General features: G+C 66.8%; 28 protein-coding genes and 1 tRNA gene. 7 read left to right on the top strand and 22 right to left on the bottom strand.

Annotated features, from left to right (window positions below; translation table 11 throughout):
- Window positions 1-114: 114 nt before the first annotated feature.
- Window positions 115-954, bottom strand: a complete 840-nt coding sequence (locus tag AB0F86_RS10470) for a tetratricopeptide repeat protein (protein ID WP_356983776.1) — start codon at window positions 952-954, stop codon at window positions 115-117.
- Window positions 955-967: 13 nt separating this feature from the next.
- Window positions 968-1,306 carry a protein kinase gene (locus tag AB0F86_RS10465; protein ID WP_181697280.1) on the bottom strand — a complete coding sequence of 113 codons (339 nt, stop codon included), beginning with the start codon at window positions 1,304-1,306 and terminating at the stop codon, window positions 968-970.
- Window positions 1,307-1,351: 45 nt separating this feature from the next.
- Here AB0F86_RS10465 and AB0F86_RS10460 point away from each other — a divergent pair, with 45 nt between their 5' ends.
- Entirely contained in the window at window positions 1,352-1,867 is a 516-nt protein-coding gene (locus AB0F86_RS10460; RefSeq protein ID WP_356983416.1) for a site-specific integrase, read from the top strand.
- A 50-nt stretch (window positions 1,868-1,917) separates the two neighbouring features.
- On the opposite strand, the gene AB0F86_RS10455 is transcribed toward AB0F86_RS10460, so the two are convergent.
- From AB0F86_RS10455 to AB0F86_RS10420, 8 genes are all read right to left on the bottom strand, one after another.
- Window positions 1,918-1,991 (bottom strand) — tRNA-Pro (locus AB0F86_RS10455).
- A gap of 57 nt (window positions 1,992-2,048) precedes the next feature.
- Window positions 2,049-3,140 carry a mechanosensitive ion channel domain-containing protein gene (locus AB0F86_RS10450; RefSeq protein ID WP_356983414.1) on the bottom strand — a complete coding sequence of 364 codons (1,092 nt, stop codon included), beginning with the start codon at window positions 3,138-3,140 and terminating at the stop codon, window positions 2,049-2,051.
- 90 nt (window positions 3,141-3,230) lie between these two features.
- The gene (locus tag AB0F86_RS10445; RefSeq protein ID WP_356983412.1) at window positions 3,231-4,139 is read right to left on the bottom strand and encodes a TIGR03564 family F420-dependent LLM class oxidoreductase; all 909 of its coding nucleotides are present in this window, start codon (window positions 4,137-4,139) and stop codon (window positions 3,231-3,233) included.
- A gap of 80 nt (window positions 4,140-4,219) precedes the next feature.
- The gene (locus tag AB0F86_RS10440) at window positions 4,220-4,615 is read right to left on the bottom strand and encodes a DUF3592 domain-containing protein (RefSeq protein ID WP_225279453.1); all 396 of its coding nucleotides are present in this window, start codon (window positions 4,613-4,615) and stop codon (window positions 4,220-4,222) included.
- 61 nt (window positions 4,616-4,676) lie between these two features.
- Window positions 4,677-4,994, bottom strand: a complete 318-nt coding sequence (locus AB0F86_RS10435; protein WP_356983410.1) for a hypothetical protein — start codon at window positions 4,992-4,994, stop codon at window positions 4,677-4,679.
- A gap of 34 nt (window positions 4,995-5,028) precedes the next feature.
- Entirely contained in the window at window positions 5,029-5,967 is a 939-nt protein-coding gene (locus AB0F86_RS10430) for an alpha/beta hydrolase-fold protein (RefSeq protein WP_357171645.1), read from the bottom strand.
- A 190-nt stretch (window positions 5,968-6,157) separates the two neighbouring features.
- A complete protein-coding gene (locus tag AB0F86_RS10425) occupies window positions 6,158-7,420 on the bottom strand; it encodes a helix-turn-helix domain-containing protein (RefSeq protein WP_181697286.1) in 1,263 nt (420 codons plus the stop codon).
- Window positions 7,421-7,614: 194 nt separating this feature from the next.
- On the bottom strand, window positions 7,615-7,776 hold the full coding sequence (locus AB0F86_RS10420; protein ID WP_181697287.1) for a hypothetical protein: 162 nt from the start codon (window positions 7,774-7,776) through the stop codon (window positions 7,615-7,617).
- Window positions 7,777-8,128: 352 nt separating this feature from the next.
- On the opposite strand from AB0F86_RS10420, the gene AB0F86_RS10415 reads away from it, so the two are divergent.
- Window positions 8,129-9,682 (top strand): acyl-CoA carboxylase subunit beta, encoded by a 1,554-nt coding sequence (locus AB0F86_RS10415; protein WP_181697288.1) that lies wholly within the window; start codon window positions 8,129-8,131, stop codon window positions 9,680-9,682.
- Window positions 9,683-9,736: 54 nt separating this feature from the next.
- Here AB0F86_RS10415 and AB0F86_RS10410 read toward each other — a convergent pair whose 3' ends face one another.
- Window positions 9,737-10,108: an STAS domain-containing protein gene (locus AB0F86_RS10410; protein ID WP_067488991.1), complete on the bottom strand. Its 372-nt coding sequence runs from the start codon at window positions 10,106-10,108 to the stop codon at window positions 9,737-9,739.
- A gap of 162 nt (window positions 10,109-10,270) precedes the next feature.
- Here AB0F86_RS10410 and AB0F86_RS10405 point away from each other — a divergent pair, with 162 nt between their 5' ends.
- Complete coding sequence (locus AB0F86_RS10405) at window positions 10,271-10,717, top strand: ATP-binding protein (protein ID WP_356983406.1); 447 nt, start codon at window positions 10,271-10,273, stop codon at window positions 10,715-10,717.
- Between the two features lie 6 nt (window positions 10,718-10,723).
- On the opposite strand, the gene AB0F86_RS10400 is transcribed toward AB0F86_RS10405, so the two are convergent.
- The 5 genes from AB0F86_RS10400 to AB0F86_RS10380 all read right to left on the bottom strand — a co-directional run bounded on the left by AB0F86_RS10400 (window position 10,724) and on the right by AB0F86_RS10380 (window position 16,502).
- Entirely contained in the window at window positions 10,724-11,167 is a 444-nt protein-coding gene (locus AB0F86_RS10400; protein ID WP_181697291.1) for a response regulator, read from the bottom strand.
- Window positions 11,164-12,759, bottom strand: coding sequence for an ATP-binding protein (locus tag AB0F86_RS10395; protein WP_356983404.1), 1,596 nt, complete (start codon window positions 12,757-12,759; stop codon window positions 11,164-11,166). The genes AB0F86_RS10400 and AB0F86_RS10395 overlap by 4 nt, the downstream gene beginning before the upstream one ends.
- The gene (locus AB0F86_RS10390) at window positions 12,756-13,958 is read right to left on the bottom strand and encodes a SpoIIE family protein phosphatase (protein ID WP_356983774.1); all 1,203 of its coding nucleotides are present in this window, start codon (window positions 13,956-13,958) and stop codon (window positions 12,756-12,758) included. Before AB0F86_RS10390 ends, AB0F86_RS10395 begins: the two co-directional genes overlap by 4 nt.
- 266 nt (window positions 13,959-14,224) lie before the next feature.
- Window positions 14,225-15,145, bottom strand: coding sequence for a LysR family transcriptional regulator (locus AB0F86_RS10385; RefSeq protein ID WP_356983402.1), 921 nt, complete (start codon window positions 15,143-15,145; stop codon window positions 14,225-14,227).
- Window positions 15,146-15,179: 34 nt separating this feature from the next.
- Window positions 15,180-16,502: a PE-PPE domain-containing protein gene (locus tag AB0F86_RS10380; protein WP_356983400.1), complete on the bottom strand. Its 1,323-nt coding sequence runs from the start codon at window positions 16,500-16,502 to the stop codon at window positions 15,180-15,182.
- Window positions 16,503-16,799: 297 nt separating this feature from the next.
- On the opposite strand from AB0F86_RS10380, the gene AB0F86_RS10375 reads away from it, so the two are divergent.
- Together AB0F86_RS10375 and AB0F86_RS10370 are read left to right on the top strand one after the other, a co-directional pair.
- Window positions 16,800-17,561, top strand: a complete 762-nt coding sequence (locus AB0F86_RS10375) for an ankyrin repeat domain-containing protein (protein WP_356983399.1) — start codon at window positions 16,800-16,802, stop codon at window positions 17,559-17,561.
- Window positions 17,562-17,606: 45 nt separating this feature from the next.
- Complete coding sequence (locus AB0F86_RS10370) at window positions 17,607-17,846, top strand: hypothetical protein (RefSeq protein ID WP_181697296.1); 240 nt, start codon at window positions 17,607-17,609, stop codon at window positions 17,844-17,846.
- Window positions 17,847-17,848: 2 nt separating this feature from the next.
- Here AB0F86_RS10370 and AB0F86_RS10365 read toward each other — a convergent pair whose 3' ends face one another.
- A complete protein-coding gene (locus AB0F86_RS10365) occupies window positions 17,849-18,205 on the bottom strand; it encodes a hypothetical protein (protein ID WP_225279459.1) in 357 nt (118 codons plus the stop codon).
- A gap of 107 nt (window positions 18,206-18,312) precedes the next feature.
- Between AB0F86_RS10365 and AB0F86_RS10360 the strand changes: the two genes are divergently transcribed.
- A complete protein-coding gene (locus tag AB0F86_RS10360; protein ID WP_356983397.1) occupies window positions 18,313-18,999 on the top strand; it encodes a ZIP family metal transporter in 687 nt (228 codons plus the stop codon).
- A gap of 4 nt (window positions 19,000-19,003) precedes the next feature.
- On the opposite strand, the gene AB0F86_RS10355 is transcribed toward AB0F86_RS10360, so the two are convergent.
- Window positions 19,004-20,992 carry a heavy metal translocating P-type ATPase gene (locus tag AB0F86_RS10355; RefSeq protein ID WP_356983772.1) on the bottom strand — a complete coding sequence of 663 codons (1,989 nt, stop codon included), beginning with the start codon at window positions 20,990-20,992 and terminating at the stop codon, window positions 19,004-19,006.
- A 149-nt stretch (window positions 20,993-21,141) separates the two neighbouring features.
- The gene (locus AB0F86_RS10350) at window positions 21,142-21,465 is read right to left on the bottom strand and encodes a hypothetical protein (protein WP_225279460.1); all 324 of its coding nucleotides are present in this window, start codon (window positions 21,463-21,465) and stop codon (window positions 21,142-21,144) included.
- Between the two features lie 147 nt (window positions 21,466-21,612).
- On the opposite strand from AB0F86_RS10350, the gene AB0F86_RS10345 reads away from it, so the two are divergent.
- The gene (locus tag AB0F86_RS10345) at window positions 21,613-22,296 is read left to right on the top strand and encodes a DUF2993 domain-containing protein (protein WP_220139195.1); all 684 of its coding nucleotides are present in this window, start codon (window positions 21,613-21,615) and stop codon (window positions 22,294-22,296) included.
- On the opposite strand, the gene rph is transcribed toward AB0F86_RS10345, so the two are convergent.
- From rph to AB0F86_RS10330, 3 genes are all read right to left on the bottom strand, one after another.
- Entirely contained in the window at window positions 22,293-24,878 is a 2,586-nt protein-coding gene (gene rph, locus AB0F86_RS10340; protein WP_356983395.1) for a rifamycin-inactivating phosphotransferase, read from the bottom strand. The two genes, AB0F86_RS10345 and rph, sit on opposite strands and share 4 nt — an antisense overlap.
- Before the next feature lie 156 nt (window positions 24,879-25,034).
- On the bottom strand, window positions 25,035-25,598 hold the full coding sequence (locus AB0F86_RS10335) for an ABC transporter permease (RefSeq protein WP_356983393.1): 564 nt from the start codon (window positions 25,596-25,598) through the stop codon (window positions 25,035-25,037).
- A 29-nt stretch (window positions 25,599-25,627) separates the two neighbouring features.
- A complete protein-coding gene (locus AB0F86_RS10330) occupies window positions 25,628-26,662 on the bottom strand; it encodes a medium chain dehydrogenase/reductase family protein (RefSeq protein ID WP_356983392.1) in 1,035 nt (344 codons plus the stop codon).
- Window positions 26,663-26,712: the final 50 nt, after the last annotated feature.

Genomic DNA, 26,712 nt, shown 5'->3' with positions numbered 1-26,712 from the left:
GGACTTTGGCGCGCGCAGCATCTTGGTTGCATCCCATCGTATTTCGCTGCTTCCGGCTGTGTATGTGGAACCGGATGCTGGTCTGCCGTGCGATGCTGCCTGCTACGGTCGAGGCTATTCCTTGTGCTCGGCAGCAATCGCACGGCGAGACCAAGTCTCCCCTTGGCTTAGCTCACCGCGCCTTTTGAGAAGGTTTCCGAGAGAGTGCATGGCTTTGGCATTGCCGACGTCCGCAGCGCTGCGGTACCACGTTTCAGCTTCGTCCCACTCGCCCAGCAATTCAAGCGCAACACCGAGGCTGGTCATTGCGCCGATATCCTCTAACGCAGCAGCACGGCGGTACCAGGATTCAGCTTCGCCTATGTCCCCTCGCCTCTTGGGAACGTCGCCAAGATGGCGCATCGCGTTGGCATCGCCGGTATCTGCTGCGCGGCGGTACCAAGACTCCGCTTTGCCGAACTCGCCAACATCCTTGAATAGATTGCCGCGCTTGACAATTGTGTAGGCCGTGCCTGATTCAGCGGCTGGGGGTGAGAACTCCTCGGCTGAATTGCGTGGGACGGCTACCCCATGCGCGAAGGTCGTGGCGGTGACGGCGCGGAGCAGGTTTTCGGCCAACTCACCACATGATGAGTAACGCTCTGAGGGGTCTTTGGCTAACGCAGTGCCGATGACCGAATCTATGTAGGGAGGCAGTTCAGGTCGCAGGTTGCGAGGTGAGGGCGGAACGTCGGACAGGTGCGCGGCGATAGCTGAGGCCAGGTCAGTGGTCCGGAACGGGGTCTGTCCGGTCAGGAGATGAAACAAGGTGCACCCCAACGAATATACGTCGGCGCGATGGTCGATGGCTCGGCCCGCGAAGCGTTCCGGCGCAGCATAGGCCAGGGTCAATGCCACGCCAGTCGCAGTCACAGTCGCATCGAGAGCGCGGGCGATCCCAAAATCAGTGAGAATCGCCCGCTCCCCCTCAGGGTAGATCTAGACCCTGCGGCTCGGCATTGATCGACACGTTGAGATCACCGCCGATGACGGGACGCATCGACAACCACAAGTGCTCGTCGTCGGGATCGTTACGGTCATAAACGGAAACGATATTGGGATGATCCAGGCCTGCGACCAGGGTGGCTTCACGGTCGAACGCAATGCGAACCTTCGGATCCGCTGCGTATCCCGGATACAATACCTTTAGCGCGACACTACGTTCCAGGCGTGGATGCTTTGCCAGATATACGGCGCCATAGCCACCGGCGCCGAGCACTCCAGTGAGCCGATACCCACCCACTACCGCGCCCGGTTGCAACCTCATCGTTCCCCAGCTTGACATGGTCGGCTGTGCCGAACCGATCACGGGTTGCGCTGGTCGGACATCGACTTGAACGCCAAGACACTCACCATCTCGAACAATCGTGTGATGGCCGGGACGGGTGTGGTGGTGGACAACGAGCCGAAGACGCGATCGTCTCGACGCACTCTGCCGTTGACCGATCAGCTGGCTATCGAGTTGAAAGCCGCGAAGGCGCGCACCACCGCCGAACGCTTGGCACTCGGGAAGGTGTGGGAGGGGTCGGGCTATGTCGTCGTTGACGAACTCGGACGCGCTGTGTCCCCGGACAAACTCACTCGCGCTTGGAATCGCGCAGTCACCAAGGCGGGGGTGTCGCGAATCCGACTGCATGACGCTCGTCATACATGCGGAACCCTGATGCACCTCAATCGCGTGCCGTTGGCGGTGATCAGTGCTTGGCTCGGGCATACCGACGCGGCATTCACCCTGAAGACTTACGCACACTCGCAATGCGCGGCGCTGGATGATGCGGCAGCGACCGACGGCGCGCTTGTGACAGATCGTGACAACGAGGCAGGCTGAACAGCAAAAAAGCCAGGCAGGAAACATGCTCCTACCTGGCCTTATGCCTGTCGGGCTGACAGGATTTGAACCTGCGACCACCTGACCCCCAGTCAGGTGCGCTACCAAGCTGCGCCACAGCCCGTTCCTTGCCCCCGTCGCCGGGTGCTCGGAAAGATTACCGCAACAGTCCGCGTGAGTACTAATCGGCTGGTAGATGGCCGTTTCGGGATGCGGTCAAGACTGGTTCGGGGGGTGTGTCGGTGGGGTTGGTGATGAGGGTGGGGATTTTGGGGAGGGCGTGGGGGTGGTGGTCGGAGAGCCAGGTGAGGAGTTCTTCGCGGACGGCGCAGCGCAGGGTCCAGGCGTCGTCGGCGTCGGCGGCGGACATGGCGGCGCGGACGACGATGTTGGTTGGGGTGCTGTCGGTGACGAGCAGGCTCCAGGTGCGGCCGTCCCAGTCAGGGCGTTGGCGCAGGTAGGTGTGCAGGTGTTCGCGGAGGGCGGGGATGGGGGTGGAGTGGTCGAGGTGGAGGGCGACGGTGCCGGTGACTTCGGAGCCGCCGCGTGACCAGTTCTCGTAGGGCTTGCTGTTGAAGTAGGACACCGGCATGGTCAGGCGGCGGTCGTCCCAGATGCGGACGGTGAGGAAGGCGAGGGTGATGTCCTCGACCACGCCCCATTCGCCTTCGACGACCACCGTGTCGCCGATCTTGACCGAGTCGCCGAAGGCGATCTGCAACCCGGCCATCAGATTGCTCAGGGTGGATTGGGCGGCCACGCCCGCGATGATGCCGATGACGCCCGCAGAGGCCAGCATCGAGGTGCCGAGGGTGCGCAGGCTGGGGAACAGCAGCAGGATGACGACCGCCGCAGTGGTGACGACGAGTACCGAGGTGATGATGCGGCGCACCAGTCCGAGCTGGGTGCGCAGCTGCCGCACCCGCGAAACCTCGGTTGTGCGTTGGGCATAGCGGCGCAGCAGGTTCTCGGCGACGGCGTCGGTGGCGCGAATCACCAACCACGCCGCCGCGATCAGCGCGGCGGTGGCGAGGAAATTCTGGACCACCGTGTCGCGGCGTGGATCCACGTCGGCCAAAGGATAGAGGGCACGCAAAAGCAGTGTGCCCAGCAGTAATTGGAGGGGCACCCGTACCCGGCGTACCGAATTCAGGTGGACACCGGGACGGCGGCGGGCGCTGTAGCGCAGCAGCCGGTCGATCGCCAGGCCGGCGGCCACGGTGATCGCGATCGTGCCGAACACCACGAGCATCGGCCGCAACAGGTCTTCCACGAGATCGAACTCCTCTCGTTCTCGACTCGCCTCAGCCGGTCGCTTACCCGGGACTGGCGGCCTCAGACATGACGTTCTGATGGCAGCGGATCACCGCCGGGCCAGTTCGCCCAGTAGGGCAATGGTGCGGCGGTGGTCGGGCTGGCCGGTGAGGTCGGTCGCGGTGAGGACGACTTCGGTGGCGCCCGCGTCGAAGTAGCGGCGGATGCCCGCGGCGACGATGTCCTCGTCACCGATCAGTGCGAGATCTGCCGCCCTGGCGACGCCTTCTAGGTCGAGGACGCGGCGATAGGACGGGATCTGCTCGTAGAAGGCCAAGTGCCGCAACGCTTCGGAACGGGCCGTCTCGACATCGGCGGTGACGACGGCAGGCACGAAGGCGACGATCCGCGGGGGAGTGGTTGCGGCCCTGGTTATTTCGGGAACGATGTGTTCGCTCAGCGTCTTGGGCCCGGCGAGGTAGGGCAGGGTGCCGTCGGCGAGTTCGCCGGTGACTCGCAGCGCCTGCGGGCCCATAGCGGCCACCAGCACCGGAAGCCGCTCGCCGCCGGGAACCGAGGTAGGTAGCGCCGGGGTGGTGGTGAACAGTTCACCGTGGATGTCGGCGGTGCCGGTGTCGAGAAGCTGCCGCAACGCGGTGAGGAACTCGCGCAACCGGGCGATGGGCCGATCGAACGGCTGACCGAAGGCACTCGCCGACAAGGTGGAGCCGACCGCGAGACCGAGATGGTAGCGGCCGTGCGTGGCGGCCTGGGCGGTCTGTGCCTGCGACGAGATCAGCAGCGGATGCCGCCCCGTCACCGGAATGGCGGAGGTACCGACCTGCAAGGCGGGTATCTCACGCCCGACGATCGCGGCGAGGGTGGGGGAGTCGTAGTCCATCCGCTGCCCGAACCACACTGCTGGCACACCCTGTTCGGCGACATAGCGGGCCTGCTCGACGATGTCGTCGACGTAATTGGTGGCGTTTTCGACGGCGAGCGCGATTCCGAGAGTCATGCCCGGTCCAACCGGGCCCTCAGGCGGCTTTGTTCCGAAATACCGCTATCCGATCACCATGATCGAAAGGGTCGCCGGGCTCAGAAAGCCGCCACCAGGCACACCGCGAGAGTCACACCGAGCACACCCGCGCCCAGCAGGCAGAACAACCATTCCGAACCGCCGCTATAGCCCTCTATGACCATCTTCGCCGGGCGGTCCGGATCGTAATGAACGAGCACCGGGGTACCGGGCCGGAAATTCACAATCCACGACTTACCCATGACGGCGCGTTCCTCCACGGTGCGCCCATCGGCCGTCACCCACCGGACCACCGGGTGATACAGGGTGCCGTTCTGTCCCGAACTCGTCGCCAATCGGACTACTGTGCCAACCGCTTTCGCGCCGGAGCGCTTCAATTTTCGAGTACGGCGAATCAAGACCAGGCCGATGACGAAGAAGACCGACCCCACGCAACCCGGGATCAGCGCGAACAACCATTCCGTCGACACAGGTTTCCCTCCCCACAACATTCACGCGCATTCTCTCGTTGCTCGGTCACCCACAACCGCCCCCGCCACCACCGCAGCCGCCACCACCACCACCACTGCAGCTCGTTCCGCCCCGACCGCCGGAACCGCCCGACCCGCCGGTTCCGCCCGATTTTCCCGACATTCGCGCCGCGCGCCAGAGACGCTCGCGCCGGGACAGCGAAGGCGAAATCCGACCGATCTCTCGAAGCGTCCACAGGTATTCGCGAAGCTCGTGAATCGCGATCACCGCCGCGAGGGCGAGCAGTGGAACGCCCGCCATCGGCGCCGACCCGACCGTGGACGCGCCGATGATCGTCAGCAACAGCGCCGGGACGAAGTGCATGATGTTTCTCCCTCAGCCGCCGGTCCGGCACCGATCAGCCGACGCCCACAGATCGCAACAGATCCGGCAGCGCCCAGGACATCGCCGACGACCAGGCCGGCCAGTCATGTCCGGCTCCTGCGTCATAGCGTTCCCTGACGTCCACGCCGGATGTGTTCTCCAGTTTGGCGACAAAACGCGAGTTCTGCTCGTAGACAGCGGATTCCACGAGCCCGTTCTTGCCATAGCTGACGAACAGGGGGATACCGGTCAGCTTGCCTGCCTGGGTGTAGGGGTTGTTCTGCTCCCAGATGTGGCGCTGGGCCGTGTAGTCACCCCAGACGCGTTTCCAGTCCGCTGCGCATCCCTGACCCGGCTTGTCCGGTTCGCCAGGAGCGCCCGAGTCGTGCAGCGGGTCGACGTTGCCGCTGAAACTGGCCGCCGAACGGAACCAGCCCTGGTACTTCGCGGCGAATTTCATCGCGCCGAGACCGCCCATCGAGTTGCCCGCGATGGCGCGGGTGGTGTTCGCGCGGTAGGTCGATTCCAGTAGGGTCCGCACGTCGCCCATGAGGTACTTCTCCCAGGCGGGTGCGCCGTAGGAACCGTAGTTCCACCAGTCGGAATACGCACTGCACCAACTGGTTTCGGGGAGCACGTAGATGGCGTCGGTGTTCGCGGTGAGTGCCTCGAGATTGCCCTTGTCGGTCCAGGACTTGTGATCGTCGAACCCGCCGTGCAGAACCCAGATCGTGGGCCAGGTGCGGGCGGCGTCCTTCGACCAGCCGGGTGGCAGCAGCAACCGCACCACCTTCGCCGCCCAGTCGGGACCCTCGAGGTTCGGCGAGGAGATCCCGATATCGAGGATGCGGTCACTGACCCGCGCTTCCCACCGCACCGTGGCCGCAGCCTGTGCGGGAGCAGGGATGAACGAGGGTGTCAGGGCGACAAGAACGGTGACAAGGGTCAGGATCACGAGCCGGAGTCTGGACAACGGGGGTTCCTCTCGATCGCCGAACCGGTGATCGAGAGCGATCACGGGTGCTCGGACAGGTGCCCACGCTCGCTGTCCGCCCGGTGAGGCTCCGCGCCGCGACAGTGCACCCTTATCGAAGAACGATCCCGTTCGTAGGAAAGCCCGGCCAGACCCCAGAAATGGGGGCACCCCGCGTTCGCTACGGTCCTCAGCCGGCGCGTGAGCCCCGATCCGGGGAGATATCGCTCGACGCCGTTCCTCGATGCGCGCGGATGAGCAGGGCCGCCCGTAGGTAACACAATCCGGTGACGTCGTTGAGGTCGAATCCGGTCATCTGGCTGATCCGCTTGAGCCGGTAGTCGACGGTATTGGTGTGGATGAACATCTTCCGGGCCGTGCGTGAGCGCTGCATATTGGTGGACATGTAGACCTCGAGGGTCTGCATGAGCTCCGGATGCGCTTCGAGGGAATCGACGACCGAACTCAGGTAGTCGCGGGCGGGCCCCGGTCGGGTGAGCTGGTATTCGAAGGCCAGTTCGTGCGGGCGGTAGACCTTGCTCGGGCCGCCGAGACGGTGCACGATTTCGACGAGTTCGTGGACTTGTTCCGCGGCGCGCGGGATCTCGCTCGGCGCGGCCGACATCACCACGGCGCGCACCGGTACCTGGGCGGCGGTGGACAGGTGCACGATCAGCTCGTCGAGTTCGGGCTCGGTGAACTCGGTGGCGGGCAGCAGCAGGGTGCCGCCGTCGACGCTGAGCAGCGACAGCACCTTGCCGTCGCAGCGGTTGGCGAGTTCGGCCTGCACGCGCCGCAACTTGCGCCGCGCAACGACTTTCGCGTTCAGGCCGGGTTCGGATTCCTCCGGGTGTGGCGGCAGCTCCAGGGCCATCACGTGGTATTCGGCGGCGACCTCGATGCCGCATTCGCGGGCCATCGTCGAGGTGTTCTGGCCGCCGAGCAGCGCGGAGGTGAGGGTGTGCACGGCGGTGTGGTGCTCGCTGACCACGGCGCGAAGCTCGCGCACGTAGGCCGCGGAGACAGCGGAGGTGATCATGTCCTGGGCGTCCATCAGGCGCCGGGCCACGCCGACCACGGTGTCGTAGTCGTGATTGGTGACATTGGTGATCACCAGGTCGAAGCCGAGTTTGAAGCCTTCGTGGACGGCGTGGTGGATGGTGTCGATCGGGATGCCCTCGCGCGCCCAGTCGGCGGCGGCGGCCTGCACGCGCTCCACCCGGCCGGGGAGGTCGCGACCGTCGAGCATGCTTCGGGTGAGCTCGAGACAGACCCTGGTGACGGTGGTGACGTCGCCGTCGAGCGCTTCGCCCGGCAGCGTCGCGCAGGGGACGACGTTTTCGATGAAATGCACCACCATCTGGCGCGAGATTGTGCGCACGTCTTTCAACGGGGTTGACACCGGGCGGCCCGAAGCGGTCAAGAACGGTTCGATGGAAGTTGTGACAGCCATGATGAATCCTTCCCACCCAGATCGCTGGGCAAGTGACCAAACTACCGCGTAGGCCATTGTCACGTCCGGGCTTCGCTTGTGACAAAGGTCAAGAGAATAGAGGAATGATTAGGGTTACGACGAGTACCGGATACACGCCGGTGTGGGCGGCCCCGACGCCCGCCCACACCAGCTCACCGCACCGATCTAGCCGGTCAGAGGCACAGGCTCAGCTCGAGCGGGCCCAGCGGGAGGGGCGCGCACACCTCGACCGACCCGGCGACGGGTGCGGCCGCGGCCGCGGTGCCGGTGCTGAGCGCGGCAGCCGAGAGGGCAAGGGCGGCAACGGCAATCGGGCGGGCAATTCTGGAGTTCATACGTACTTCCTCGCGTTCGGTGAACATCCCGTGCTCGGGACATCTCGATCAGATCACGACGGCAATCCCGAATTCGTGTGCCTGCGGCGGCTTTTGACGTTTCCATTTGGTTCGCCGCGCCATTCTCGGAGAAATCCACAACAATTCGACGCGGTCGTCATATCGCCTTGTGCCGCGCGATCAGGTATGGACCGGAGGTTCGGCGCGGACCACAACGAGGTTGTCGGAACCACGGGGGATCGCCACCGATCACTGTGACCTGTCCACATACCGCACACAGGCGTCGTGTGCGCGCGCGATTGGGCCTAGGTTCGCCCGGAGTACTACAGGTGGTTGGAAGGTGGCAGCGAGCGTGGCGACTACGCAGGCGAAGCTCGACGAGTTGGTCAAGATCCTGGCGATCGCCGCGGAACCCGCGGGTGCGGCCGGCGTCGCGAAGCGGGCGAAGAAGGGCGTGCCGAGCGTGCGGGAGCGGCTGAACATGCTGCTCGATCCCGGGACGTTCATCGAGGTGGGCGCCTTGGCGCGCCAGCCCGACCAGCCCGACGCGCTCTACGGCGACGGCCTGGTCACCGGGCGGGGCCTGATCGACGGGCGGCCGGTGGTGGTGATCGCGCACGACCAGACGGTGTACGGCGGATCGGTGGGTGTGGTGTCGGCGCGCAAGTTCATGCGGGCGCTGAAGCTGGCGTTCGATTCCGGCTGCCCCGTGGTGACGATCAACGACTCCGGCGGTGCGCGGATTCAGGACGCGGTGGGGTCGATCGCGTCGTTCGGTGACATCTCCCGTGTACTGGAGAAGCTGTCGGGGTATGTGCCGCAGGTGTCGATCATTCTCGGCAAGTGCGCGGCGGGGTCGGTGTACGGGCCGATCAATACCGATGTGCTGATCGGGACCGAGGATTCGTACATGTTCGTCACCGGGCCGGAGGTGATCAAAGCCGTCAACGGCGAGGACATCAGCGCCGAAGACCTCGGTGGGGCCGCGGTGCAGGCCGAGCGCGGCACGCTGCATCACGTGGCGAAGACCGAGGCGGATGCCTACGCCTGGGCGCGGGCCTACCTCAGCTACATGCCGTCGAGTTGTCTCGAGCAGCCACCGATTGTGAATCCCGGTCTGGAGCCGGAGATCACGGGCTCGGACCGCGAGCTCGACACCATCATTCCCGACTCCGATCGCACCGGCTACGACATGCACGAGATCCTGCTGCGGATCTTCGACGACGGCGAATTCCATGAGATCCGTGCGGCTTTCGCCCCCAACCTCATCACCGGCTTCGCGCGGGTGGACGGGTATCCGGTCGGCGTGATCGCCAATCAGCCGCTCGTGCTGGGTGGTTCGATCGACGCGGCGTGCTCGGACAAGTCGACCTACTTCATCCGGCTCTGCGATGCCTTCAATATCCCGCTGGTGTTCGTCGTCGACACACCCGGTGTGCTGCCGGGGCTCGATCAGGAAGCGGCGGGCGTGATCATCCGTGGTGGGCGGGTGCCGAGGGCGATCATCGAGGCCACCGTGCCGATCATCAATCTCGTGGTGCGCAAGTCCTACGGCGGTGCCTACGGGATGATGGCGGCGCGTCAGGTGGGCGCCGACGTGAGTTTCGCGTGGCCGACGGCGCGGATCGCGGTGATCGGCGCCGAGAGCGCGGTCGACCTGATCGGTAAGCGGCAGCTGGCGGCGGTCCCCGAGGAACATCGGGCCGCCGCACGGGAATTCATGATCAACCAGTACAACGAGACGGTCGCCACGCCCTGGATCGCGGCCGAACGCGGCTATATCGATGCCGTCATCGAACCGGCGCGTACCCGGCTCGAGATCCGCCACGCACTCCGCCTGTTGCGCGACAAACCCCCGGTGGCACGGGAGTTCAACCCACGCAAGCACTCGGTGTATCCGATGTGAGTGCCGCGGTGCCCGGATCTCATACGACCGATCCGGGCACCGCTCGGCGTGCGCTTACAGCGCGGAGGGTGCCCCGTCGGTGGCGGCGACGGCCGCTTCGAGGGTGCTGTACACGGCGAGGAGCTTGTCCAGGCCGGTCAGTTCGATGGGGCGGGCGACCTCACGGGACGCGACCACCCGCAGCTGGCCCGGTGCCGCTTTCGACACGACGAGCAGTGCGCTGAGTCCGGCCGACCCGAGGAAACCCACCTGGGTCATGTCGACGACGAGCGTGTTTCCACCCTGCTGTGCCTTTTCCAGCGCGGCCTGCAACTGGGGCGCCGATGCCATGTCGACTTCGCCGCGAACGGTGAGGATTTCGAATCCGTCTTCGGCGCGTACCTGCACATCGAGGTCGGGGATTCCGTTCTGGTCGCGATTCGCCACTTTCCACCTCTTGCCTCGGTGCCGCCGGGTCGGCGAACACATCTTACTCAACTTACCCGATGAAATAGGACCTTACAGAAGAGGTCTCACGTCTCCGCGCTACCCTCGCGGGACGTATGCATCACACTCGCGCCCTGCTTAGCAGTGGATCGGATGGGGTAAATGCCAGAAGCGAGACCGACAGCACACCGCTCGGTGCCGAGGCGCCCGTCTGGTCAGGAGAACACCCTGAAACCTTTCTATCTGGAATTTTCTGCGACGGCTGATCGTTTGGTCGAGGTCCGTCGTGCGCTGCGTGCCTGGCTGAGCGACATTCCGGTGCGACAAACACTGGTCGACGATGTGATCCTGGCCGCGGGTGAGGCGTGTACCAATGCTGTGGAGCACGGTCATCGCGGTGATGGTGGACCGGTCGAAATCGGCGCATCGGTCACCGACGGTCACATTCGCGTGGTCGTCAGCGACCACGGCAGCTGGCAGGCGAGTGCCTCGGTCGCCGACGAATCGCGCGGCCGGGGGCTGACCATCATGCGCGCGGTGAGCAGCGAATTCGACGTCGAGACAACCGAATCCGGCACTATCGTCACCATGCTCATCGCCTGCTCGTGAAGTCCGTCAGCGCACCCTCGGCAGCCGGACGACCTGCACGAAGAATTCATCGATCTGCCGGATGGCGGCGATGAACTGGTCGAGGTCGACCGGTTTGGTCACATAGGCATTGGCATGCAACTTGTAACTGCGCAGAATGTCCTCCTCGGCGGCGGATGTGGTCAGCACGACCACCGGAATCGGTGACAACTCGGGGTCGGCCTTGATCTTCTCCAATACCTGTCTGCCGTCGTATCTCGGGAGATTCAGATCGAGCAGGATCAAGTCGGGTGTCGGCGCATCGGCGTAGTCGCCGTTACGGTAGAGAAAGTCGAGGGCCTCCTCACCGTCTCTTACCACATGCAGGGTATTGCCGATTTTGTTGTCCTCGAACGCCTCTCTCGTCATCAATTCGTCGCCGGGGTCGTCTTCGACGAGCAGAATATCGATGGGCTGGCCGGGATCGGTCACGCGATAGCCTCTTTCCGGGCGTCGGATGCGGTGGTGGATTCGTCGAGAGTGGGCAGAGTGAAACACAGGCGGGTGCCGTCGTGATAGTCGGTGTCGATCCAGATCCGGCCGCCGTGGAATTCCACGATCTTCTTGCACACGGCCAGCCCGATACCGGTTCCGCTGTAGGCGTCGCGGGAGTGCAGGCGCTGGAAGATGACGAAAACCTTGTCCGCGAATTCGGCGTCGACGCCGATGCCGTTGTCGGAGACGCTGAACTGCCAACCTGAGCCGGTGTCCTCCGGTGTGCAGGTGATCCGGATCAGCGGCGTGGATCCCGGGGTGCGGAACTTGATCGCGTTGCCGATGATGTTCTGCCACAGCATGACCAGTAGCGTCGGTTCGCCCTCGACTCGTGGCAGCTGCTCCGGTCGCTCGATCACCGCGCCGGTCTCCTCGATGCTCGACGACAGCGCCGTGAGCCCGGCGTCGAGACTGTGGTCGAGCTCGACGGGCTCGGTGCCGTCGGATACGCGCCCGACTCGCGAGAAGGTGAGCAGATCGTTGATGAGCACCTGCATGCGCTTGGCGCCGTCGACGGCGAAGTCGATGTACTGCTTGCCGCGTTCGTCGAGCTGGTCGCCGTAGCGTTTGTCGAGCAGCTGGCAGAACGAGGCGACCTTGCGCAGCGGCTCCTGCAGGTCGTGGGAGGCGACATAAGCGAACTGCTCGAGTTCGGTATTGGAACGCCGCAGTTCCTCCGCCTGATCGGCCAGTTCCTGTTTCTGCTGGTGCAGCACCGATTCCTGCACCCGCGAGGAGGCGAGCTCGGCGACGATATGGTCGCGCATGTTCTCCACGGCGGCGCAGACGAGCGCGATGTCGGAGGGGCCGACGGGATCGATGCGGGAGTCGAATTCGCCTGCCGCGACGCGCCGGGAGGACTCCGTGAGATAGCCGAGCGGCCGGACGACGAGGCGACGCACCAGGACGGTGAGCGCCGCTCCCGTCACCAGGAACGCGACCACGATGCCCGACAGCACCAGGTTACGAGTGGTGCGGGCGGAGTCGAGCCGGCTGTTGTCGCGGTCGACGGCGGCGGTGAGATTGTCGTTCTGGGTGGCGAACCGTGATTGCAACTCGCCGAAATAGGTGATGCCCATATCTGTTCGGTTCGCTGCGCCGCCCTGGGCGATCACCGGCTCGGCATACTCGGTGCGCCACAGGTCGGCGGCGGTCAGCAGAGCGGACAGGTCGGCCTGGAGTTCGGGACGGCCCTCGATCAACTGCTCGAGCCGTTCGACGGCTTTCGCCTCGTCCTGCCTGGCGCTGGTGTATTGCGAGACGAACAGGGGATCACGGGTGAGCACGTAACCCCGGATGCCCGCCTCTTCGTTCACCAGCGCCCCCTGCAGTCGCGCGGCCTCGGCGGCGGCCGGAAGCGTTTGGGCCACCAGCCGGTCGGTGACCCGGTTGGTGTGGGCGATGACCTGGGCGCCCGCCACGGCACCGACGATCACGGCGACGATCATCGAGGCGAAGACGAGCTGGAACCAGCCCTGAGCCGTCATCCGGCTGATCAACCGTTTCCGGTCGGGGGCTGTGGTCGTCACTGCGCAAGCCTTTCGTTGTCGCGCCATCGCACATAGAGGATGGCCACATCGTCGTCCAGGCCGCCCGCTGCGGCGGCCTGGTCTTCTACTCGTTCGATCAGCGCGTCGACGAACTCGTCCGGGTGTGCGGTGGGCAGGGTGTTGGCGAGCGCGAGCAGGCCGTCCTCGCCCAGTCGCCTGCTGCCGTCGCCGACGTGGCCTTCGAACAGTCCGTCGGTGAACAACATCAGCCCGGCGTTCTCGGCAAGACTCAGCTCGTGCACGGGCCACTGCCCGTGGCCCGGGACGAATCCGAGCGCCGGGCCACCGTCGACCTCCAACCAGCGCGAGATGCCGGCCGCGCGCCGCAGCATTCCCGGATGGCCCGCTCGGCGGACCTGAACCAGCCTGGTCACCGGGTCGAGCCGTAACACGGTCGCCGTCGCGAAGGTCTGCTCGTCGCGGCGTTCGGCCACGAGCAGTTCCTCGAGCAAAGAGAGCTGACGGGCGCCGGTGACGCCGCTGAGAACCAGTGTGCGCCAGGCCAGTCGGAGTGCGACACCCGTTGCGGCGGCGTCGGGGCCGTGACCCGCGACATCACCGATCACCACGTGCACCACGCCGTCGGCGTCCTGGACCGCGTCGTAGAAGTCACCGCCGAGCAGGGAGTGGTCGGCGCCGGGTCGGTACCGGGCGAGCACCTCGACGCCGCGGTCGGCACCGAGCAGGGGAGTGGGCAGCAGACCGCGTTCCAGACGCGCGTTCTCCTGCGCCCGCATCTGGCTGGCCCGCAGGGCGGCGGTCGTGCGCTCGGCGTGCTTACGCTGGATGGCGTAACGCACCGCGCGACCGAACAATTCGGGCTCCACCCGGCCCTTCACGAGGTAGTCCTGCGCTCCTGCGGCCAGGGCGTTGAGCCCGGTCTGCTCCTCGTCGAGCCCGGTCATCACCACGACGGCGATCTGGTCGTCGATCTGGTGCAGTCGCGCCAGTGCCTCGAGCCCGTTGGCGTCGGGCAGGTGTAGATCGAGCAGGACGCAATCGGGGGTGTCGGTGCGCAGCCGTTCGCCCGCCTCGGCCAGGGTGCGCACCCACTCCAGGCGCGGTCCGGCGCCGAGATCGGCCACCAGCTCCTCTACCAGCAGCGCGTCACCCGGGTCGTCCTCGACGAGCAGGATGCGGGCTGCCGGGCCCGGCAGGGCTGCGGCCTCGGTGACCAGGAGATCGGCGGCGGTTGTGTCACTGCGCGGCACGACGACCCGTGGGAATGCCGGTCCTGACACTCGCACGGTTTCGGCGAGTGGGTCTTCTCCCGCAGGTGGACAGCCGAAATCCAGCGGTGTGCACGAATGTCTCCGATCCCGAGCGCCCGCAGCGCAAACTGGCTCCTTCAGCCGCTGGCTGGACCGAAAGAGCTCTGCGATCTTATCCGATCACCGGACGGCTCGACGCCCACCTGATTCGGGGTGCCCGGCCGCTCGGTGAATCACCAGGTCGGCGCCGCCTCGCGAAGGCGGGTGCGGACGAGGGCGACGTGGGGGCGTTCGGTGCGGGTGGAACGGCCGACCAGGTAGGCGGTGTTGATCGGCGGGTCTTCCGGATCGAGAAGCGCGACAACGGTTCCAGCGGCCAAGGCGGACGCGCACAGATAGCGGGGCAACACGCTGACGCCGCCGCCTGCTGTCACCACGGCGAGGACCGCGCGCAGGTCGGGGACGACGACGGCGGGCCGGCGTTCGAGGCGGCGCCCGAAGACGTGGCGCCAATAGCGGCGCAGGATAGGCAGATCGGCGGCATAGCTCACCAGGGGAACATGGGCCAGTGCGGTGGCGTCGCCGCGTTCGAGACGTCCGGTGTCGATACGAGCGGCGGTGGCCGGGTTCGAGACGAGAACGAATTCCTCATCCGCCAGGGGTTCGGCGAGGACGGCCCGGCCGCGCGGACGGATGGCGGAGATGACCAGATCCAGAGCACCCGTTCGTAATTCGGCGAGCAGGTCGTCGGCCAGGCCGGTGACCACCTGCAATCGCACGCCCTCGGTGACCAGCGGTGCCAGGGCGGGCAAGGCCAGGGTGGCCAGGATCTCGGCGGGCCCGCCGAGCAGCACGGGTGGTTCGGGCAGCGGGTGACCGGTGGTTGCGCCGGTGACCTCGGCGAGGGCATCGAGCGGGTCCGCGATCCGGGCGGCCAGTTCGTGGGCTGCTGCCGTGGGTGAGACGCCACGGGGCAGGCGGTCGAAAAGTGGTCGGCCCACGGCCTTTTCGAGGGTTTGCAGCTGGCTGGTGACGGTGGGCTGGGACAGGTCGACCTGGGCGGCGCCCGCGGTGAGCGAGCCGGAACGGTAGACGGCCAGGAAAGTTCGCAACTGAACCAGGTCGAGACTGCCATCACCGTGCCGATGCTTCATTCGTCCAGTGTATTGGTGGACGAATAGCGCCTGGTCAGGGCGCGGCCGGAAGAAATTCGCGGACGAGCGACACGACCGGATCAGGTGGGAGCAGATCTTCGATGTTGGCGAGGACCGTCTCCACCGGCAGTGTGCGGTCGGTGTTGTGAGTGGGGTTCTCGAGCTCGGCGGTGGCGTCGGCGATGCCCTGGTCGATGGCGGCGGGGAGATCGGTGGCAAGCGTCGCGGTCTTCTGCGGGTTGAGCGGCTGGTCGAACCGCAACGGGGTCGGCTCGGAGTAGTCGGTGCGGTCGTAACCGGTTTCGACGAGTACGCGCAGGGCGGGCTCGGCAAGTGCGGCGGCCGGTTCGGTGAGATCGGTGCGGTTCGTGTGCTTGCCGATCGCGCGCAGCGGATACAGCAGCGGGAGCGCGCCCTCGGGGTTCGGAATGGTGACATATGTTGTGTCGCCGTGGTTTTGGCAGTGCTGTGGAAGCTCGTCGCAGTTCTGTTGCGCGATGAACTCGGACCGGTCCGGGTATCCGTAGATCGCGGCGCCCGCCTTCGGCTCACCTCCCGCGCCGTTGCCCTTGGGCTGCAGGTAGGACGGGTGGATGAGCAGTGTGCCGAGCAGCGCGTTGGCATCAGCGAGCACATTGAGCGGGTAGGCCGGGAAATCGGAGATGCCGTCGTACTGCATGGCGATGTCGGTGGTCGTGATGCCGGTGTCGGTGGGCGTGGGTGGCCCGAAGGTGATGTCGGCGACCGGTATCCCACCGAACAGCACCGGGCGTTCGATGATTCCGCCGTTGGGCCGGTTCGGATTCGCGATCAGCACGAACGACAACCGCGCTTTGTCCTCGGGCGAGAGCCCGGCCAACGCTGCCTTCTCCGCGCCGGCGACCGTGGAACCCTGCGAGTAGCCGAACACGGTCACGGTACCCGGCGCGCCGAGCTGCCGGCGGGTGAGCTGATCGAGCGTGGCGACCCCACCCGCGACCGAGGTGTCCCATTTCGCGGACGACGCCCTCGGCCCCTTGGACGAGATCACCGGCCACAGCGAGGCGTCGTAGGGGACCGGAACGAAATCGACACCGGGGCAGGCGTTGTCGGTGCAGCCCTGCGCCCCGGGGGCGATGAAGTTCTGGTAGGCGTTGCTCTCGAAATCGTGTGCCACAGACGGGTCGCTGGTCCCGGTGCCCGGCACGATCAGCGCCGACGTCGCCGCCAAAGCCACCGCACACAGACTCTGCACCTCGAGCCAGCCGACGCCGAGCGCCGTCACGAATGCCGCGGAAGCGCCGACCCGTGCCGCCGAACGCTTCCGATGCCGACCACGCTTCTTCGGCAGATCGGCAAATCTCGCATTCGGCCACATGAACTACCCCTTCGGTATCAGGGAGAAACCTCGGCAACCGCTGAGCAATTGTGGCAGCCGGGGCCACCGGGGTACAAGCATGTGTCCGGATTGTCTGGACTACCGCTGCGGTTCGGGGTGGTCGGTGGGCGTGAGGGTAACCTTTCCGCTGATGGCTCATATCGCGTCGGTCGACGTAGCGTCGAGCGTAGCCATCGTGGGTGGTCAGGGGCGTGAACTCGACCGGCGAGCCTGTCCACCGGGGCCGGAGCAGGTCGGCTCGCCGATGTATCGGATGCTCGGCAGAGGAGGCTTCACGTGATCACCTCGATCCGTATGGCTGTGCTGGCGCTCGCCGGTACGGCGGTGCTGTCCACCGCGTGCTCGACCGACTCGCCCACCGAGTCCGGGGCGCCGTCGACCACACAGACGACCACCACACCGGCTGCCCCGGGCACGACCGGCGCGCCGACGTCGGCACCGTCGGATCCCGCGCTCGCCGGACCGCTGCACGAGGCCGCGGCCGCCGACGACGGGGTTCGCGTGCGAGAACTGCTCGACCGCGGCGCACCCCTGGAAGCGCGCGACGACCAAGGCCGCACGCCGCTGGTGACGGCCGTGAAGAACCAGGCCACCGCCGCGGCACGAGTCCTGATCGACGCGGGTGCCGACGTCGACGCCAAGGACGACATGCAGGATTCGGCCTACCTGTACGCGGGCGCCGAAGGCTACGACGAGATCCTGACGATGACGCTCGCACACGGCGCCGACGTGCGCAGCCTGAACCGATACGGCGGCACCGCGCTGATCCCGGCCGCCGAGCACGGATTCGTCTCGACCGTGCGGATCCTGATCGATGCGGGGGTCGACGTCGACCACGTGAACACGCCCCGCTGGACGGCCCTGCAGGAAGCCGTGATCTACGGCGACGGCTCCCAGAAATACCAGGACACGGTCACCGTTCTCCTCGATGCGGGGGCCGACCCGAACATCCGCGACGCCGAGGGCCGCACGGTGCTCGAGAACGCGGAGCGGCTCGGCCAGACCGCCATCGTCGAGATCCTGCGCAACCATTCCTGACCTGGCGCACCAGGTAGCACTTTCCACCACGAGAAGGGGCTCACGTTGTCGACTCACACTTTCGCCACCGCCGCGGCGGTCGGAGTTCTCACCGTCCTGCTGACAGGCGGTGCGGCCGGCGCCGATCCTGTCCAACCCGTTCAGCCCCCGGTCGTGTCCGCCCAGGACGAGGGGACCGTCGTCGAGGAGGAGAAGGACCCCGGCGGTAAAGGTGAGGGCAAGGGGAAAGGTAAAGGTAAAGGCAAAGGCAAGGGAAAAGGTAAGGGCGGCAAGGGAACCGAGTAAGGTCAGGGCGCGTCGAGCACGCTGACCGGAACCCCGTAGGGCAGAAATCGCACGCGACGATGCTCATCGGTGTTGTCGCGATGCGCCCGCAAAGCCTCGAGCTCACTCGGGAACACCTGATCCACCCGTGCCTGCCCGTCCTCGTCGATGGTGTAGATCGCCCACACCCCGCCTCCGGTATCCCCGGTGGTCTCGGGCTCGGACGCTTGCTGGGGCCCGGTGAACTGCCCGAACAGCGAATTCAGCACCGACTGATCCAGAAATCCTCCCGCCTTCCCGATCAATCCGCGGATCTCATCGCTCGCCCCACGCAGCACCCGTTCGAAATCGTCGGCATCGAATGGCCTGTCATCCGCCATAACCAGTCCTCCTCGACAGCATCGGCGCGTTTGTCCCAAGTGTCCTCGCCGAACGCGCCACGCGCCATGAACCCCGTCGGCGGCCACTGTCTCGATAGGCTCTGCGCATGCTGACTGCGCTGCTCTACGGGCTGGGGACCGTGGTTCCGCTGATGATCGGGGTGGCGATCGGGGTTCGGTGGACGCTGCCTCGGCCGGTGCTGGCGACCCTGATGGCGTTCGGGGCGGGAACGATGATCGCGGCGGTGTCGGAGGAGTTGTTCGCGCCCGCGTTCCGGCGCGACGGGGCGGTGATCGCGGGAATCGCGCTGTTCGCGGGCGCCGGGATGTATGTGGTCGCCGACCATCTGATCGAGAACAAGCTGGGCGGGGCCGCGATCGGGTGGGCGCTGTTGCTCGGCACGGTGCTCGACGGAATTCCCGAGAACATGGCGCTCGGGGTGTCGTTGGTCGGGGGCGGGGGACTGGTGCTGCTGGTCGCCATCGCGGTGGGCAACGTGCCCGAAGCGGTGAGCGCGGTCGCGTTCCTGCGTGACCAGCACGGATTCTCACCGGGCCGCACGTTCGGTCTGTGGGCGGTCACCTCGGCCGTCCTCGTCGGGGTCACCGTGCTCGGCAACGCGCTGGCCGACACCATCTCCGGCACCGCCATCAGCGCGGTGCAGGCTTTCGCGGGCGGTGCGACAATCGCGATGCTCACGGATTCCCTTGTGCCGGAGGCCTATCGGGAGGGCGGCTGGTGGGTCGGGATGGCGACAGCGGCCGGATTCTTCGTCGCCTTCGCCATCGGATGAGTGCTCACTCCCGCACCACGGTGGCCGGGTCGAGGTCGATGCGCCGCAACAGCTGAGCGTTCAGCGCGACCACGATCGTGGACGCCGACATGAGCAGCGCCCCGACCTCCATCGGCATGGTGATGCCCCACGGCGCGAGCACACCGGCGGCCAGCGGCACGGCGATGATGTTGTACCCCGCCGCCCACACCAGATTCTGGATCATCTTGCGGTAGGTGGCCTGCGACAGCTCGATCACCGAGACCACCGCGCGCGGGTCGTCGGAGGCCAGGACCACACCCGCGGAGGCGATGGCCACGTCGGTGCCCGCGCCGATCGCGATACCGACATCGGCCTGCGCGAGGGCGGGCGCGTCGTTGACACCGTCACCGACCATGGCCACGGTGTGGCCGGTCTCCTGCAGCGAACGCACCTTGTCGCCCTTGTCCTTCGGCAGGACCCCGGCGAACACCTGGTCGATATCGAGCTGCTCGGCGACAGCGCGCGCCACCGGTTCGGCGTCACCGGTGATCATGGCGACGTGGATGCCCCGGCGATGCAGCGCCTGGATCGCCTGCGCGGATTCGGGGCGCACCTCGTCGGCCAGGGCGAGCGCGCCGATCAGCTCGCCGTCGCGCAGTACGTGCAGCACCGTTGACCCCTGCGCGGACCAGCGGGCGGTGGTCTCGGCGGGCTCGAGGTGGTGGCGGTGCAGCAGGGCGGGACCGCCGACCTCGATCGTCGAACCGTCGACCGTCGCACGCACACCCACACCGTTGTGGGCGGTGAACTCCGTAGCGGTTGGCACGTGGATGCCGCGTTCGGTCGCGGTGTCGACGATGGCGCGTCCGAGCGGATGCTCACTCTCGGATTCGGCGGCCGCGGCCAGGGCGAGAACTTCGTCGTCCGCGAGACCCGACCGGGTGGCGGTGGCACCGACGACGGCAGGCGCGCCACGCGTGAGGGTGCCGGTCTTGTCGAACAGGATCGCATCGACGGTGCGCATCGCTTCGAGCGCACGGCGATCGGTGATGAGCACGCCGGCTTTCGCGGCGCGTTCGGTGGCGATCGACACCACGAGCGGAATCGCCAGGCCGAGGGCGTGCGGGCAGGCGATGACCAGCACGGTGATGGTCCGGGTGACGGCATCCTCGGGCCGACCGAGGGAGAGCCAGACGACGGCCGTGATCGCGGCGGACCCGGCGGCGAACCAGAAGAGCCAGCCCGCCGCCCGGTCGGCGAGTACCTGGGCGCGTGAGGAGGAATTCTGGGCTTCGGCGACCAGCCGCTGGATGCCGGCGAGGGCGGTATCGGCACCGACGGCGGTGACACGTACCCGCAGTGCCGAATCGGTGGTGACCGTACCCGCGACGACCTTGTCGCCCGGTTCACGGCGCACGGGCCGGGATTCGCCGGTGATCATGGACTCGTCGACATCGGCGCTGCCCGACTCGACGAGCCCGTCGGCGGGCACCCGGCTGCCCGGTCGCACGACGACGCGGTCACCGGTGCGCAGTTCATCGACCCGGACGGTGTCGGTCGACCCGTCGTCGGCGACGCGTTCGGCCTCGTCGGGCAGCAGTGCCGCCAGCGATTCCAGCGCGCTCGAGGCCTGACCGAGCGAGCGCATCTCGATCCAGTGACCGAGCAGCATGATCACGATCAGCAGCGCCAGTTCCCACCAGTAGTCGAGCTCGTGGTGCAGCACGCCGAGCGTCGAGCCCCAGGACGCGAGGAAGGCCACGGTGATGGCCAGCGAGATCAGCAGCATCATGGCGGGTTTGCGCGCCCGGATCTCGTCCACGGCGCCGGTGAGGAACGGCCGACCGCCCCAGAAATACATGACGGTGCCGAGCACCGGCGACACCCACCGCAACCCCCTCGGCACGGTGTAACCGACGAGTTCGGCGAACATCATGTCGGCGGCGACCACCGGCACGGCCAAGGCCAGCATCACCCAGAACAACCGCCGGAACATGGCCACGTGGTCGCCGTGATGATGCCCCGAAGACATGTCGTGGTGCTCGTCGTGGATCGTGTCCGAACCGCTGCCCATCTGGTGGTCGTCGGCCATGACGCCGACGCTACCCCCGAGCGTCGCGGGGGCCGCACAGGAAAACGCCCCCGACCTGACCCAGGCCGGAGGCGTCGAGCGCGGCTCGGCTAGTGACCGCGTTGATCGGTGAGATTCAGGCCTTCCTTGGACTTCACGCGTCGGTGTTCCAGCAGCAACCAGGCGACACCGGCGACGGCCAGCGTCGCGGCGGCCACGGCGGCGATGGCACCCCAGCCCGCGAAGCCGTAGCCGGCGGCCGTCAGGCACAGGCCGAGAGCGATCACGGCCATCGCGCACAGGATGATGCCGGGGAAGTTGTACCCGTCCTCCAGGCCTTCACCGGCGTGGCTGCGGGTGGTTCGGGCGTGGTCGGGGAATTCGCGCCCGGTGCGGCGCGACATGGGGGAACGTTGGTGGGCGGGGTACGCCATGGTCGATCCTTCCCTCCGATGGACTGCGTGTGGACGGCAATACCCACTGTGTCGCGGTCCAATCGGGCCGGACGAACCGGCGCCCGCGCCGTAGCATGGGCGACCACTGCCCACACGGGTGCGGCGAAGGGATTGAGCGTGCGCACGATGCTGACCTTGCTGATCGTGGCGGCTATCGCGCTGGTCGTCGGCGACCGGGTGGCGCTCGCGTTGGCACAGAACGCGATCGGACGCCAGATCGCCGCCGAATACCAGCTCACGCGCCAGCCCGATGTCGACATCCCTGGTTTCCCGTTCCTCACCCAGGCGCTCGACGGCCGGTACCCGATCATCGACATCGCGGTAGGCGACTGGACGGGCAACGACATCACCGTGCGCGACCTCGATGTCACCCTGCGTGATGTGTCCGCACCGCTGGGTGATGTGCTCGGCAACCGGACCTCGAACCTGGTGGCGTCCACGGCGACGGCGACGGCTGTCGTTCCCTACGACGTCGTGCGAGGGTTCGCTCCCGACGATGTGGACTCCATCGAATTCGGATCGGACGGTTTGAGCGCGGCGGGCCGGTTCCCGGTGGCCGGGATCATGGTGCCCGCCACGGTCATCGTCACCGTCGCACCGACCACCGACGGCATCGAGGTGACGCCCGTGTCCGTGCGCCACGCGGCCGGGGGTCCGACGATTTCCCTAGGGCTGATCCAGCGGAGCCTGACCTTCGTCGTTCCCTTGCACAGCCTGCCGCTCGGGGCACGTATCACTGCGATCACCCCGGCCGCCGACGGTCTGCACGTCACCGCGGCGGCCGAGAATGTGCGTCTCGCCGACGGCTAGGTCAGGATCTCGACATAGCCGTCGGCGCCGTTCACCCGGATGCGCTGCCCGTCGCGGATCAGGTCGGTCGCGTGTTCCACACCGACGACGGCGGGCAGCCCGTACTCGCGGGCGATGACCGCGCCGTGGGTCATCAGGCCGCCCACTTCGGTGACCAGACCGGCGATGCCGACGAACAGCGGTGTCCAGCTGGGGTCGGTGTAGGCGGTGACGAGAATGTCGCCCGCTTCCAGATCGGCCTGACCGATGTCGAGGACCACCCGGGCCCGACCTTCGATCGTTCCCGCCGAGACCGCCATGCCCGGCAGGGCACCCTCGGGCAGGTCCTCGCGTCGATAGGCACCGGTCACCGCCTCACCGTCGGACGTGAGAACCCTTGGCGCACTGAGTGTCCGGAAGGTATCGAACGCGTCTCTGCGCTGGGCGACGAGGTCCTGGTCCGTATGGTGGACGCGCACCACCTCGCGCAATTCGTCGAACCGCAGGAAGTAGATGTCGTCGGGTGCCTGGAGTACGCCGGCCGCCACGAGTCGCTCGGCCTCACGCAGCAGGGCCTGCTTGTAGACGAAATAGCGGCTGACCATGCCGTACTTCGGGTACTCCCGGTAACCGGCGAAGGTGCGGACCCGGTCGATCATCCGCTCGGTTTCGGCGGCCTTGCTCTCCCCGTCCGGCAGCGCACGCAACTCCCGCAGAATCCGTGCCCGCTGCGCTTCGGCGTCACGCAACCCGTCCTCGAAACGCTCTGTGCCCGCGCCGGTTCCGAAGTTGCGGACATTGCCGAGGATGGTCGGCACGAGAGTGGTCGGGTCCTCGCTCCACCGTGTCCGGGTGATGTCGATTTCACCGACGCACCGCATGCCGTATCTGTCGAGGAATGCGGTGATCGCGACCCGCGCCGCCGGGCCACCCGAACGCTGCTCGAGTTCACCGAGGAAATCGTTCGTGCCGTTCTCCTCGACCGCCCGCAGATACTCGATCACCTGCGGGTGCGGGCGGATGGCATCGGCGACATCGAGCAACGCCAACCCCATTTCCGAGGTCACATTGCCCGGCACCGATTGAGTGAGCGCATCGGCGGCGTTCTTCTCGCCGAGCCATTCGCTCAGGCGGTCGTTGAGCCATTCGGTCGCCTCCATGGCGGCCGTGATGATCTGCAACCCACGCGGGGAGAACAACACTCGCCGCAATTCCGCGATGTCGGCGTGGATGAAATCGAGCAGGGCCGACCCGGACAGGGGAGCGATCTCGCGTTTCAGCACAGCGAGCGAGGCCTCGCAGTCGGCGACCAGTTCGTCGACCATCGCCGGGTCGGTGTCGATCGGGGCGGGTGCGGGCGGCATCGCCGCCGAATCAGTCTGCGGCACAACCGGAACGAAGCCGCGCTCGAGGACAGTGCGCAGTGCGTCGCCCATCAGCGGATCGGACTTCCCGAGCGCCTCGGCCAGCGCGGGACCGCCCGTCGGCGAGGCCAATCGCTCGGTGACATCGACGAACAATCGCCCGCCCGCGTCCCGCATCGCCGCGTGACTGGTGAGCTGCCACAGTGAAATCCCGAGTGGTTTCATGGCGTCGGTCATCATCTGCTGATGACCCACCGACACATACACGCGGTGGGCGTCGTCGGCCGCCTCGGGAATCGGGAACAGGGTGGTGATCGGCCTGCTCTGCACGAGCCGGATCTCGTCGTCGAGACACCACTCGATGTCCTGCGGCGAGCCGAAATGCGCCTCGATGCGCCGGCCCAATTCGGCCAGTCGCAGCACCTCGGAATCCGAGAGGACGGGTTCGTTGCGGCGATCCTCGTCGATGTCGCGCACCTCGGTGCCGCCCGAGCCCACCGGTTCGACGGCGATCTTCTTGGTGGCGATGGTCTTGCTGATCTCCCCGTCGCGCACCTTGTACACGTCGGCGTTCACCAGACCGGACACCAGTGCTTCACCGAGACCGAAACCGGCGTCGATGGAGACAACGGTCCGATCCGACGTCACCGGGTCGGCCGTCATCAGAATGCCCGACGCACGCGGAAAGACCATCCGCTGCACCACGACCGCCATTCGGATCATGCTGCTGTCGAACCCGTTTCGCAGGCGGTAGGTCACCGCCCGGTCGGTGAACAGCGACGCCCAGCACCGGCGCACATGATCGAGCATCTCCGCCGCGCCGATCACATTCAGATATGTGTCCTGCTGGCCGGCGAACGACGCGGTCGGCAGATCCTCGGCCGTGGCGCTGGAACGCACCGCGTACGCGGCGTCGGTGCCGAGCCGGGCATGCGCGGCGACGATCTCGGCCGCCACGTCCTCGGGCACCGGCAATTCCTCGATATCCCCGCGGATCGCCGCACTCGCCGCGGCGATCCCCGCCCGGTCGTCCGGGGAAAGGGCCGCCAGTTCGCCGATCCGTTCCCGGACTGCCGACGCGCCTGCCAGCGCCCGATCGAATGCCTCGGTCGTCACACAGAACCCGTCGGGCACCCGCACCCCCTCGATGCGCGCCAGCTCACCCAGGTTCGCACCCTTGCCCCCGACGATTCCCACCTGTGACCGGTCGATCTGCCCGAACTCGAGAACAACACCCATAAACCCACTCCTCACCTGCGATTTCAGCAGTACGCGAGCGATTATGGACTACTTTCCGATGTCTCATGAGCGGCCGCGATCGTGTATACAGTGAGAAGGGGAAGGGAAACACAGCGAACCGCCGCCGAGCCGGGCTCGACGACGGCGGACGCTGATTCAGGCGGCGACTGCGCGGCGACGAGGTTCGAGCGCGGCCGCGACCAGATAACTGCCACCACCGGCCAGCGCCAGCACCCAGTACGGGCTCGCACCCGTCAGGAACAGCGCCGCCGAGGACGTCAACGCCAGCCACGCACCGAGCGCGTACTGCAGCACGTCACGGTAAGCGGCACCACCGGCGAGGTACAGCAGGCCGACCACCAGACCAGACCCCGTGGGCCACAACAGCATTCGCAAGTTCTCGTCGGCCAGAGCCGAACTCAGTGCCGTGATGACGAAGAACAGTGCTCCGAAACCCACCAGCCACGACGCGGTCAGCAGATTGCCGACCACCGCCTCGGCCCCGGTGGCGCCGCGCTTGGCGCGCATCGTGACCACACTGGTCACCACCATCGCGATCAGCAGGCCACCGACCAGCAGTGCGCCCGGCACAACGGCGGGCAGTCGAACGAGCGGCGAATCACCGTGAGACACGGCGTAAGCGCCGTGCCCGAGCAGCCACGCGGCACCGAAACTGAGGTAGGACGGACGGTTGTCGAGCAGAACACGCAGAGCGGACATCGCGATTTCTCCAGGATCGGTTGGGGGATTCAGGATTCGGTGTCGGCGACCAGGACGACTTTGCCGACGACGGTGCGAGATTCGGCGAGCCGCATCGCTCGCCCCGCCTCCGACAGCGGCACGCGTGCACCGACCTGTGCGCGCAGCACACCGCGCGCGGCGAGATCGAAAACGGCCGTCAGATCCTCGGCGATGCGGGCACGGAAACGTGGCAGATCGCGCTTACCCGCCCACAGATTGAAGAAGTGCGCATTGCGCTTGTTGGGCAGCGCGTTCCACACCAGCAACCGGACCAGCAACCGCAGAACCGGAAGCCGCGAATTGCCCTCCTCGTCCTTGGTCGACGCGGTGCCATAGGACACCAGGGTGCCCCCGGGCGCGAGCAGCGCGAACGAATCCGCGATCCCCGGGCCGCCGATGTGGTCGAACACCGCGTCCACGCCGCCGGGTGCCAGCGTCCGGACCTGCTGACCCACATCGCCGCGATAGTCCACCCAGGTGGCGCCGAGCGCACGAACCGCCTCGGCATGACGCGCCGAAGACGTGCCGATGACCTGAATGCCCTCGGCGCGGGCCAGCTGCACCAGCGTCGAGCCGACGCCCCCGTTGGCGCCGTGCACCAGCACAGTCTGTCCGGTGTGCGCCTTCGCGATGCGGAACAACATCTGCCAGGCCGTGATGCCGTTGACGACAAAGGTTTCCGCCGCCTCGGCAGCGAGCCCGTCGGGCACCGCGACGAGATCGGCGGCGTCGAGCAGGGCGTGACTGCTCCACCCGCCGATCTTGGTCAGCGCGGCCACGCGCTTGCCGACCATGTCCGCGTCGACGCCGGCACCGACCGCGAGGACGGTACCGACCAGGTCGTAGCCGGGAACGAAGGGGAAGGGCGGCTGGTCGTAGTACTTGCCGCGCCGCATCTGCTGCTCGGCGAACGAGACACCGCTCGCCGCGACGGCGACCACGGCCTGGCCGGGACCGGGGGCGGGCAACGGACGCCGGGTCACGAGCAGTCCTTCGGGCTCCACCCGGTCGGGCAGGACGATTTCGGTGGCGATGACAGACATGATTCTCCTAGTGTGTGACTGGTCAATCACTCGATGGGTCGAAAAAATGC

This window comes from Nocardia sp. NPDC023733 (assembly GCF_040639775.1).
GTDB lineage: Bacteria > Actinomycetota > Actinomycetes > Mycobacteriales > Mycobacteriaceae > Nocardia > Nocardia rosealba.
Note: the sequence above shows the minus strand (reverse complement) of the source record. Positions and strands in the feature narration are given on the sequence as shown.

Bases quoted from the DNA above. Each gene is read 5' to 3' on its own strand.
- AB0F86_RS10350 (WP_225279460.1), bottom strand. From the start codon at position 21,465: ATGGCGTACCCCGCCCACCAACGTTCCCCCATGTCGCGCCGCACCGGG.
- AB0F86_RS10355 (WP_356983772.1), bottom strand. From the start codon at position 20,992: ATGTCTTCGGGGCATCATCACGGCGACCACGTGGCCATGTTCCGGCGG.
- AB0F86_RS10435 (WP_356983410.1), bottom strand. From the start codon at position 4,994: ATGCACTTCGTCCCGGCGCTGTTGCTGACGATCATCGGCGCGTCCACG.
- AB0F86_RS10445 (WP_356983412.1), bottom strand. From the start codon at position 4,139: ATGACTCTCGGAATCGCGCTCGCCGTCGAAAACGCCACCAATTACGTC.
- AB0F86_RS10420 (WP_181697287.1), bottom strand. From the start codon at position 7,776: ATGAACTCCAGAATTGCCCGCCCGATTGCCGTTGCCGCCCTTGCCCTC.
- AB0F86_RS10380 (WP_356983400.1), bottom strand. From the start codon at position 16,502: ATGTGGCCGAATGCGAGATTTGCCGATCTGCCGAAGAAGCGTGGTCGG.
- rph (WP_356983395.1), bottom strand. From the start codon at position 24,878: ATGGGTGTTGTTCTCGAGTTCGGGCAGATCGACCGGTCACAGGTGGGA.
- AB0F86_RS10405 (WP_356983406.1), top strand. From the start codon at position 10,271: ATGCCAGAAGCGAGACCGACAGCACACCGCTCGGTGCCGAGGCGCCCG.
- AB0F86_RS10335 (WP_356983393.1), bottom strand. From the start codon at position 25,598: ATGTCCGCTCTGCGTGTTCTGCTCGACAACCGTCCGTCCTACCTCAGT.
- AB0F86_RS10385 (WP_356983402.1), bottom strand. From the start codon at position 15,145: ATGAAGCATCGGCACGGTGATGGCAGTCTCGACCTGGTTCAGTTGCGA.
- AB0F86_RS10365 (WP_225279459.1), bottom strand. From the start codon at position 18,205: ATGGCGGATGACAGGCCATTCGATGCCGACGATTTCGAACGGGTGCTG.
- AB0F86_RS10360 (WP_356983397.1), top strand. From the start codon at position 18,313: ATGCTGACTGCGCTGCTCTACGGGCTGGGGACCGTGGTTCCGCTGATG.
- AB0F86_RS10330 (WP_356983392.1), bottom strand. From the start codon at position 26,662: ATGTCTGTCATCGCCACCGAAATCGTCCTGCCCGACCGGGTGGAGCCC.
- AB0F86_RS10425 (WP_181697286.1), bottom strand. From the start codon at position 7,420: ATGGCTGTCACAACTTCCATCGAACCGTTCTTGACCGCTTCGGGCCGC.
- AB0F86_RS10465 (WP_181697280.1), bottom strand. From the start codon at position 1,306: ATGAGGTTGCAACCGGGCGCGGTAGTGGGTGGGTATCGGCTCACTGGA.
- AB0F86_RS10345 (WP_220139195.1), top strand. From the start codon at position 21,613: ATGCTGACCTTGCTGATCGTGGCGGCTATCGCGCTGGTCGTCGGCGAC.